General features: G+C 71.1%; 7 protein-coding genes. 3 read left to right on the top strand and 4 right to left on the bottom strand.

Annotated elements, in window-relative coordinates; genetic code table 11:
• Positions 1-1,165 (bottom strand): type III PLP-dependent enzyme (locus KS423_RS30685; protein WP_224283039.1); only part of this gene is annotated, 1,165 nt, incomplete at its 3' end.
• 541 nt (positions 1,166-1,706) lie between these two features.
• On the opposite strand from KS423_RS30685, the gene KS423_RS30680 reads away from it, so the two are divergent.
• On the top strand, positions 1,707-2,990 hold the full coding sequence (locus tag KS423_RS30680; RefSeq protein WP_224283038.1) for an amidohydrolase family protein: 1,284 nt from the start codon (positions 1,707-1,709) through the stop codon (positions 2,988-2,990).
• Positions 2,991-3,185: 195 nt separating this feature from the next.
• Here KS423_RS30680 and KS423_RS30675 read toward each other — a convergent pair whose 3' ends face one another.
• From KS423_RS30675 to KS423_RS30665, 3 genes are all read right to left on the bottom strand, one after another.
• A complete protein-coding gene (locus KS423_RS30675; protein WP_224283037.1) occupies positions 3,186-4,328 on the bottom strand; it encodes a catalase family protein in 1,143 nt (380 codons plus the stop codon).
• Positions 4,329-4,385: 57 nt separating this feature from the next.
• Positions 4,386-5,705, bottom strand: a complete 1,320-nt coding sequence (locus tag KS423_RS30670; protein WP_224283036.1) for a Dyp-type peroxidase — start codon at positions 5,703-5,705, stop codon at positions 4,386-4,388.
• Between the two features lie 148 nt (positions 5,706-5,853).
• Positions 5,854-6,444, bottom strand: coding sequence for a hypothetical protein (locus KS423_RS30665; RefSeq protein ID WP_224283035.1), 591 nt, complete (start codon positions 6,442-6,444; stop codon positions 5,854-5,856).
• Between the two features lie 426 nt (positions 6,445-6,870).
• Here KS423_RS30665 and KS423_RS30660 point away from each other — a divergent pair, with 426 nt between their 5' ends.
• Both KS423_RS30660 and KS423_RS30655 read left to right on the top strand, forming a co-directional pair.
• Positions 6,871-7,548 carry a GAP family protein gene (locus KS423_RS30660; protein ID WP_224283034.1) on the top strand — a complete coding sequence of 226 codons (678 nt, stop codon included), beginning with the start codon at positions 6,871-6,873 and terminating at the stop codon, positions 7,546-7,548.
• A gap of 209 nt (positions 7,549-7,757) precedes the next feature.
• Positions 7,758-8,688, top strand: a 931-nt coding sequence (locus tag KS423_RS30655) for a site-2 protease family protein (protein WP_224283033.1), incomplete at its 3' end; no start/stop codon positions are given.

Here is an 8,688-nt window from a genome sequence, read left to right as displayed (position 1 = left end):
CGATCGCGTGCGGGACGCGGACCAGGCCGTCGTCCTGCGCGTACGCGTCGTCGCTGTCGCAGGTCGGGCCGGCCACCACGGCGTTGACGAACTGGCCGCCCGGGTGGGTGGGGAACTCCAGCCGGTACTGCAACTGGTCCATCTCGTACAGGCCGTTGAACTTGCCGCAGCTGAGGTAGAGCCAGTCCTCCCGGGTGCCGTCGAGGCGACGGCGGGAGGTGAGCCGGGCGGCGTGCGCACGGATCGCACCGTGGTCGGCGACCAGGTGGCGCCCGGGCTCCAGCAGGAACTCCAGCGGCGCGGCGCTGACGGCGCGCAGCCGTTCCATGCCCTCGCGGATCACCGCGAACATCTTGTCCAGCGGCGGTTCGAGCGGGCGCCCCCGCCGGTCGAGGACGCCGAGGGCGGGCAGGCCGCCGCCGAGGTTGATCCGGGTCGGGGTGATGCCGCGCCAGTTGAGCGCCTCCAGCACGGCGGCCAGCGAGTCGATCGCCGTCCCCCACGCCTCGGCGGTCATCTGCTGCGAGCCGACGTGCACCGACAGGCCGGACGGCACCAGCCCGGCGGCGCGGGCTTCGCCGAGCACCCGCAGGGCGTCCTCGGGCGAGCAGCCGAACTTGTGACTCAGGCCCCACAGCGCGCCCTCGCCGGTGGTCGCGATCCGGCAGAACACCCGTGCGCCGGGGGCGTGTTCGGCGATCGCCGCGACGTCCTCCAGGCTGTCGGTGGCGAAGTCCCGCACGCCCAGCCGGTGGGCCTCGGCGATGTTGCGGTCGGACTTGACGGTGTTGCCGTAGTGGATCAGCTCGGGCGGCACACCGGTGCGCAGGGCCTGGGCGATCTCCTGCGGGCCGGCCGCGTCGAAGCCGGAGCCGAGCGCGGCGAGGTGGCCGAGCACCTCGTCCACCGGGCAGGCCTTCATCGCGAACCGGACGGCCACACCCGGCAGTTCGGCGAGAAGTGCGGCGTACTGGCCGCCGATGCCGTCCAGGTCGTAGATGATGGCGTCCTCGATGGCGCCGGCAAGCGCGGCGCGCAGGGCACTGTGGTCGTGCTGGTCGGGGAGGGGCGCAGTGGATGCGTGCACGGTGGCCGGCGCGGTCGGGGCGCGGTGGCCGGTTCTGCCGTGGGCGGCCGTCCGGCGCGGTTCGGCGGTCTGGCGCATGTCGGTGGTCTGAGGCCTCACGTGTGAACTTCCGGTCCGACTGGATGATTGATGCCGAGGGCTTGCTGGCACGCATGAGATGAAGCGAGGGAGTCCGAAGGTCGGTTGTGACGCCTGACCCGGGCTCCCTCTCCGCACGCACTCTACGTACTTCCGGGGCCTGCACCTGCCGCGCGCCCTACGCCGCCTGACCGGCGCGAAGGCCGACGAGCGCGAGACCCTGCTCGGCATGCTCCGCGCCGAACCCCACCTCTCTGCGCCCCGCCCCGGGCCACCGCTCGACATACGGAACCACCCGAACGGCGTCGGTGTGAGCCTCCACGGCCTTGACGATCAGGTCCCACCGGACGCTGTCGGGGATCCGGATGCCCGGAATCACGCACGGCGGCGCCCTGTGCGGAGGGGGAAGACGGGCGAGACGGTGGTGGCCGTCCGGGACGCACGCGAGGCTGGGCCGGTCGGCTGACGACCGGGCACGGTCGGACCGGCAGATCGGTCCGTCGCTCTGGTCCCGGCTCCGTGACCGGCCGAAGATGGCGGCATGGGTGTCGACGACTCGGGTACCGGGCTGCTGGTGACGAACGTGCGCGTCTTCGACGGGATCGGCGAGGAGTCGGTACCGGGGCACGTCCGGGTCGAACGGGACAGGATCGCAGAGGTGGTGCTGGGCCGCCCCCTCCCGCGCCGTGCACCCCACGGGGCGACGGTGCTCGACGGCGGCGGCCGTACCCTCCTCCCGGGCCTCACCGACGCGCACGTCCACCTGTTCGCGATCGGCGGCACCATGGCGGAGCTGCAGCTCGCGCCGACCGGCACCGTCTACTACCAGGCCCTGGCCGCGGCCCGCGACATGCTGATGCGCGGCTTCACCACGGTGCGGGACATGGCCGGCGACACCGAGCCGCTGCGACGGGTGCTGGACCGCGGGCTGTTCCCGGGCCCACGGATCTACCCGAGCCAGGCCGCCATCTCCCAAACCGCCGGCCACGGCGACTTCGGGACGGTCTACGACGCCCCGACCGCTCTGGGCGGGCCGCAGGCCCGAACCGAACAGATCGGGTTCACGCGGGTGGCCGACGGTCCGGAGCGGGTGCTCGCGGCGGTGCGCGAGCAGCTGAGGAAGGGCGCCACGCAGATCAAGCTGATGGCCGGCGGCGGCGTCGTCTCCGAGTTCGACCCGCTCGACGTGCTGCAGTTCACCACGGCGGAACTGGAGGCCGCCGTCGACGCGGCCTCCGACTGGGGCACCTACGTGACCGTGCACGTCTACACCTCCGAAGGCATCCGCCGCGCGGTGGAGGCCGGGGTGCGCTGCATCGAGCACGGGCACCTCGCCGACGAGGACACCATCCGCTACCTCGCGGAGAAGGACGTGTGGCTCAGCACCCAGCCGTTCGAGGTCGACGACCACCACTACGCATCCGCGGACAGCGACCGCAAGAACCGCGAGGTCTGCGAAGGCGTCGCCCGCACCATCGGCTGGGCGGTGAACCACGGCGTGCGGCTCGCCTTCGGCACCGACCTGGTACTCGCCCCGGGGAAGGCCCACCGGCAGAACGAGATGCTCGTCCGCCTCGCCACCTACCTCAGCCCGGTCGAGGTCCTGAAGACGGCCACCTCCGGCAACGCCGAACTCTTCCGCCTGTCCGGCCATCGCGACCCCTACCGTGCGGCGCCGCTGGGGGTCGTCGCGCCGGGAGCCTGGGCCGACCTCCTCGTCGTCGACGGCGACCCGACCACCGACCTGTCCGTCCTCGCCGATCCCGAACGCAACCTGCGACTCATCGTCAAGGACGGCGTCGTCCACAAGAACGAGCTCGGCTGACCCGAGCCGGCCTCCTGCTCGGCTGCGACCCCTTCTGTCACGACGGCGGCCGATCTCCACGGCCAGACCGGTGCCGGGCGAGGAAACCGCCCACGAGACCGGAGCCCAGGGCTGGGCCGGCGCCGTCCCCGCGGCCGCTCGGTGACCCGGCACGGGCCCCTGCGCGACCAGCCCGATGCGCTGACCGACGCAATGTCACCTGTACGGGTGGCCGGCCGGGCCGAGTACCTCGTCCGCACTTCGGGGCTCCGTGCGCGGCTGCCGGTTGAGTCTGTGGCGCGCGATGGAGGAGTGCCGGTAGACCTCTTTGCGGGCCCGCATGATGTTGCCCAGGGGGGCGTGCTCGGCGGTGACCCGCCAAGGCGTGAAGGACAGTGAGTCCATCTTCTCCAGGTTCTCCGGGCCGGAGATGTCCTGCTGCGGCAGTCGCAGCCTGGCCACGGTGACGGACGGCGAGAGCTTCTCGGGCCACTCCACGGTGGTGTCCTCCACCGGCATGCGCTCAAGGTCGGTGCAGAGCTGGACCTGGATGTCGAAGGCGTAGGGCCGCTCCTGCAGTTCGGCCTGTAGGGCCGGCCGGAAGACCTCCGCCGCCGAGGTCGGGTCGATGTCGCGCCGTACCACCGCGGCGGCGGCGGACGGGTCGGGGGTGATGCGCACCTTGGCGACGTAGTCCCCGTGCCGGACCGCGCCCATCGTCCAGTAGCTCGACAGCAGGACGTTCGCCGGAGGGATCCTGGACAGACGCAGGAAGGCCAGGAACTCGTCCCACGCCCAGTCGTCCTGGTCCAGTGTCCCCTTTCCGGTCACGAACTCGGTGAAGAAACGATGTGCTCCGGGTCGGCCCTGGGAGAAGTAGGCCGGCGCGTCCAGGAACAGTTCCTGGATGAACAGGTAGTGCTCGACGGTGTTGCAGAAGAAGATCGGTCCGTTGATGTTGGCGTAGTCGAAGGTGCCCGTGTCCGGTTCGTCCTCCAGCAGAGTCGGGCCCGGGATGTCGAACATCTTCAGCGCCAGTCCGGTGGCGGCGCCCAGTCGTGCGTCGGCTCCGGCGTGGGGCGAGCCGTTGGAGAAACGGATGAGCGCATCGTGGGTTCCCGGGGTCGCGTAGATCCCCTGGGCGTACTCGGGGGGCAGCCCGTCCAGGATCTCCACTTCCCCTCGGACCAGCCCGTACCCCTTGGCATGGGCATCGCGCAGGGCCCGGCCGGTGCCGCCGGCCTCGACCGACCCGGCGATGTAGTTCTCGGTCCTTTCGATCACCGTCTGCAGGTTCTCGTCGAAGTGCGGATCGTCGTCTTCGATGCCCGGTGTGTAGCGGACGAACTGTGCTGCCATGACTTCGACTTCTCCTCTCGGAGACCCTGATTGCACCTCGGGAGCCTGGAATCGCCCTCAGTCCTCCAGTTCGGCGAGCCAGCGCATGGCGCGCAGTCCCGGCACGAAGCAGTACTCACCTCCGCGGGTGACCACGAAGCTGGGCAGGTTCCGCAGGCGACGCCGTACCGGCTTCTCCGGGATGGTGACGCTGCCGGTTCCGCCGTGGTGCCCGGCCACCGGATCCTTCTCGCCGGGGTAGCCGATGAAGTTGCCGTCGTTGAGCCATTCGGCCTTGATGAACTCGAACTGCCTTTCCAGATGGGCCCCGAGGAAGACTCCGACCAGGCCGCGGTCGGCGCCGTCGTCCTCCAGCGCGCCCTCCGGGAGCGGCGGGCCGTAGGTGGTGCCGCGGCGGATGAGACGGTGCATCCGCGCGTCGCCGATGATGGTGGAATCACGGGGGTTGGTGCGCCGGATGTGCGCACCGGCGGGACACCGGTACCCCCGGTCGTCGTTCTCCCGGTACAGGAAGTTGTTGACGCGGTGCGGATCGGCCGCCAGCTCCGGATCGTCGTGCTCCGGCGTCAGCGTCAGCGGCGCCCCGCTGGGCCAGCGCCCGACCATCTTCGCCGCCAGGAGGGCCTCTTCCTCGGCGCTGGAGCTGTTCGCGCGGAGGTACCGGCGCCAGGCCGCCACGTTGGTGTGGACCTTGCGCACGGCCGCGTAGGTGCCGTTGCGCCCCAGCACGTCGGGGCTGGGCATGGGTGGCAGGCTGCCGGTTTCGTCCGGGTAGCCGAGGATGAACTCGCCGGCCTTGATCGGGACTTCCTGCGGGTTGGAGCCGGGCAGTCCGACACCCTCGATGTTCGGATGGCTGATGCCGTCACGGAACCCGAAGGTGGTGCGGCCGGTCGGGAGCTGGCGGACCTCCTGCTGCCAGATCACCCGGACACCGGGCGTGTCCTCGTAGGCGGCACGGGCCCGCTCCAACTCCTCGTCCAGCTGCGCCGCTTCGGAGGAGAGGGCACTCAACGCGATGTGGACGTCGCCCGTTCCGAACGGCGCCTCCCAGTGGGCCGGCGCGCTGTCGCCCACGTCGCCGATCAGCTCTGCCCGAGCGGCCATGCCCTCGCGGAACGCCTGCGGAAAGCTGTCCAGCGACTCCTGTGGCACCCCCAGGGCCCTCAGCCCCTGGTAGGTGAACGCCACAGCGACCCAGGCGTCCCGGCTCTGTTCCGCGCTGGGCAGGCCGGCCGAGGTCACCGGGAGCAGCCGCCGCAGCAGGGCGCGTCCGGCATGGCGGTCGTCGACGCGCAGGAAGACGTACTTTCCCTGATACGGCACGGGGCGTGGACGCAGGGCCCCGCTCTGGACGTCGTCGATCTCGACGCTCATACCGGCCGCGCTGCTGCTGTCCGCCGAATTCATGTTTGCCTGTGCCTCCGCATCGGTCTCTGTCCGGGCATCCCCGCACTGGCGACTCTCACCGGCCGACGCGGTCCACCGGCGGCGGGTCGGCTCTGAGGGTGGCTGCGCCCGGGCTCTAGGCCGAGGCTTCCTCCAACAGCTTCCGGAAGGCGGGCGTGGCCACCAGCTCCGCGTTGGCCGGATTCTCCAGCGCCGCCCGGAACTCGGGGGTGTCCAGCACCTCCTGGAACGCTTCGTCCACACGCTGGTCCTTGTAGATCTGCTGAACGGTCAGGTCGGGATAGGCGCTGACGAACACCCCGGCGGGCTCCTGGTGGGCGAGGAACCAGTCCTTCGCCCCGGGATCCTTGACGCCGGGGAACCCTTCGCTGTGCGAGAAGACCTTGTCGAAGCGCTCCCCGACCACCGTCTTGGCGAAGTCGTCGATGTAGGTGTCCCAGGAGCCGTCGAAGACGCTGGCGAACATGAACCGGGTGTCGTTGTCGAAGATCACATGTCGCGCGTCGTGCAGGGTGCCGATCTGGCGCACCGCCGCGTGCGTCCTCTCGGCAGCCGCCGTGTCGGCCATCGCGGCGAGATCCTCCCGCAACGCATCCGCATGGCCCGGCTTGATCTCGGTGAAGACGGTGAACTCGCTGCAGACCCCATCCGACCTGCCCGGCCGCTCGGGGTGCGCAGACTGGGCTGCATCTCTCGTCGCAGTCATCGTGAAACTCTCCTGCCACGGATCGGAGCGAGGGCCGCCGAGCACCCGGACGTGAGGCGCCCTCGCCCTCGCATGTCAATCCTCATCGCGGATGCGCTGCCTCGCACCTTCAACCCTGATCGACGCCTTCACCGGATTCCCGGGAACCTCCGGCCCTGGCGAGTGTCCATCCGGTCACTTCACGTTGCCTCCACCAGGGCGATGCCGTTCCGAGAAGCTCCCGAGGACAGATCCGGCCAGGCGCAGGACGATGGAAGCGGTGGGACGTGCCGAGTATGCCGCCGTCGCCATTCCGGGCAGCCGCTTCCGCACAGCCGTGAAGACAACGGCGCAGCCGATCACGGAACAACCCGTTGCATCGTACGGACGGTCGGATCACCCGCTTCCCCCGAGCCCGTTCCACCGGATCGCCATCCGGAGGCAACCATGGGCGCAGTTCTCGGTGACGTGCTGGGTTTCGCGGCGGCCGTCGCAATCAGCCCGCTCCCGATCATCGCCGTCATCCTCATACTCGCCACGCCCCGAGGACGTCTCAACGGTGTCCTCTTCACCGTCGGCTGGATCCTGGGACTCACGGCGCTGGGCGCGGTGATGCTGGCGATCGCTTCCCCGGCAGGCGCCTCCGCCCACGAGCACCCGGCTACCTGGGTGGGAGCGCTCAAGCTCGCTCTGGGCGTGTTCCTCGTCCTCTTCGGTGCCCAGCACTGGCGTCGACGCCCGAGGGATCCCTCGCAGGCCCAGCTGCCGAAGTGGATGGGCGCGATCGACCGCCTCGCGCCGGTCAAGGTATTCGCACTCGGGCTGGCCTTCTCCGCGCTCAACGCCAAGAACGCACCGCTGACCATCGCCGCGGGCGCCACGATCGGCTCAGCAGGACTGCCGGTCGGGCAGCAGATCGCATCGCTGGCGATCTTCGTCGTGATCGCCACCCTCGGCCTGCTGGCCCCGCTGGCGGTCTTTCTTCTCGGCGGAGAGCGGGCCAAGACCGTGCTCGGCGGCTGGAAGGAGTGGGCAGCCCAGCACAACGTCGCCGTGATGGCCGTCCTGTTCTTCGTTCTCGGGCTGAAGCTGCTCGGAGACGGCATCGCCGTCCTCGTCTCCTGACAGGCTCGGTTTCATCGCGGGCGCGGAGTGGGCCCATCGGACCGTGACGGACGGTCCCTCCGAGCGCACGATGGAAGCAGCGACCGGCACCTCGATGACGACGAGGACCGCGGAGTCCCCGTCGCCGCACCCGGGACGAGGCGGCTCCGGCCCGGCCGCGCGGGCAGAGCACGGGACCCGGCCGGCAGCGACCCGGAGGAGGTGTCGGGATGCGCGGGTCCGCATCGCTGGGGAGGATCCTCGGCATACCGCTGCGGATCCACTGGAGCGCACCCGTCCTGGTCCTCTTCTTCGGTGTCAGTCTCGCCGGGCAGACCCTCCCCGCGTTGGTTCCCGGCCGCTCCGGCACCGCCTACGGCTTCGCCGGCCTGGTCGGGGCGCTGCTGCTCACCGTGAGCCTGCTCCTGCACGAGACGGCCCACGCCGTCACCGCGCGGCGGGCCGGGATCCGGGTGGACGACATGACGGTCTTCGCGTTGGGCGGCGTCACCCGGATGGGCCGGGCTCCGAGCCCCGGCCGCCAGTTCGCCGTCGCCGGGATCGGGCCGCTCACCAGCCTGGTCCTCGGCGGCGTCTTCCTGGGCGCCGGACTCGGCGTCGAGCGCGCCCTCCACTGGGAGCTGCCGGCCGCGGTGCTGCTGTGGACCGCCTGGGCCAACCTGCTGCTCGGGGTGTTCAACCTGCTGCCCGCCGCTCCCCTGGACGGCGGGCGGCTCCTGCAATCGGTGGTCTGGTGGCGCCGGGGTGACCAGGAACAGGCCGAACGCGTCGCCGGACGGGCCGGCCAGGCGGGCGGCCTGCTGCTCTGCGCCGTCGGCTGGTTCGAGTTCCTCCGGGGCGGCGGAGCCGGGATCTGGCTCCTGCTCGTCGGGTTCTTCATCTGGTCGTCCGCCCAGGCAGAGGTCCGCCGCGCCGTGCTGGTGGGCGCCCTGCGCGGTACCCGGATCGGCCAGGTCATGACGGCGCCGGTCACCACCGGGCCCGACTGGTTCACCCTGGACCGCTTCCTCGCCGAACCCGCCGCCCGTGCCGGGCTCCCGGTGGTCCCCCTGGTCGACGTCGCCGGCCGTCCGAGCGGCCTGCTCGACCTGCGCCGGCTCGCGGCCGTCCCGCCCGCGCGCCGGGCCCAGCTGCGGGCCC

Origin of the sequence: Streptomyces sp. LS1784 (assembly GCF_020103755.1) — a bacterium.
Taxonomy (GTDB): Bacteria; Actinomycetota; Actinomycetes; order Streptomycetales; family Streptomycetaceae; genus Kitasatospora.
This window is presented reverse-complemented; position numbering and strand designations above follow the sequence as displayed.

Bases quoted from the DNA above. Each gene is read 5' to 3' on its own strand.
- KS423_RS30680 (WP_224283038.1), top strand. From the start codon at position 1,707: ATGGGTGTCGACGACTCGGGTACCGGGCTGCTGGTGACGAACGTGCGC.
- KS423_RS30675 (WP_224283037.1), bottom strand. From the start codon at position 4,328: ATGGCAGCACAGTTCGTCCGCTACACACCGGGCATCGAAGACGACGAT.
- KS423_RS30670 (WP_224283036.1), bottom strand. From the start codon at position 5,705: ATGAGCGTCGAGATCGACGACGTCCAGAGCGGGGCCCTGCGTCCACGC.
- KS423_RS30665 (WP_224283035.1), bottom strand. From the start codon at position 6,444: ATGACTGCGACGAGAGATGCAGCCCAGTCTGCGCACCCCGAGCGGCCG.
- KS423_RS30660 (WP_224283034.1), top strand. From the start codon at position 6,871: ATGGGCGCAGTTCTCGGTGACGTGCTGGGTTTCGCGGCGGCCGTCGCA.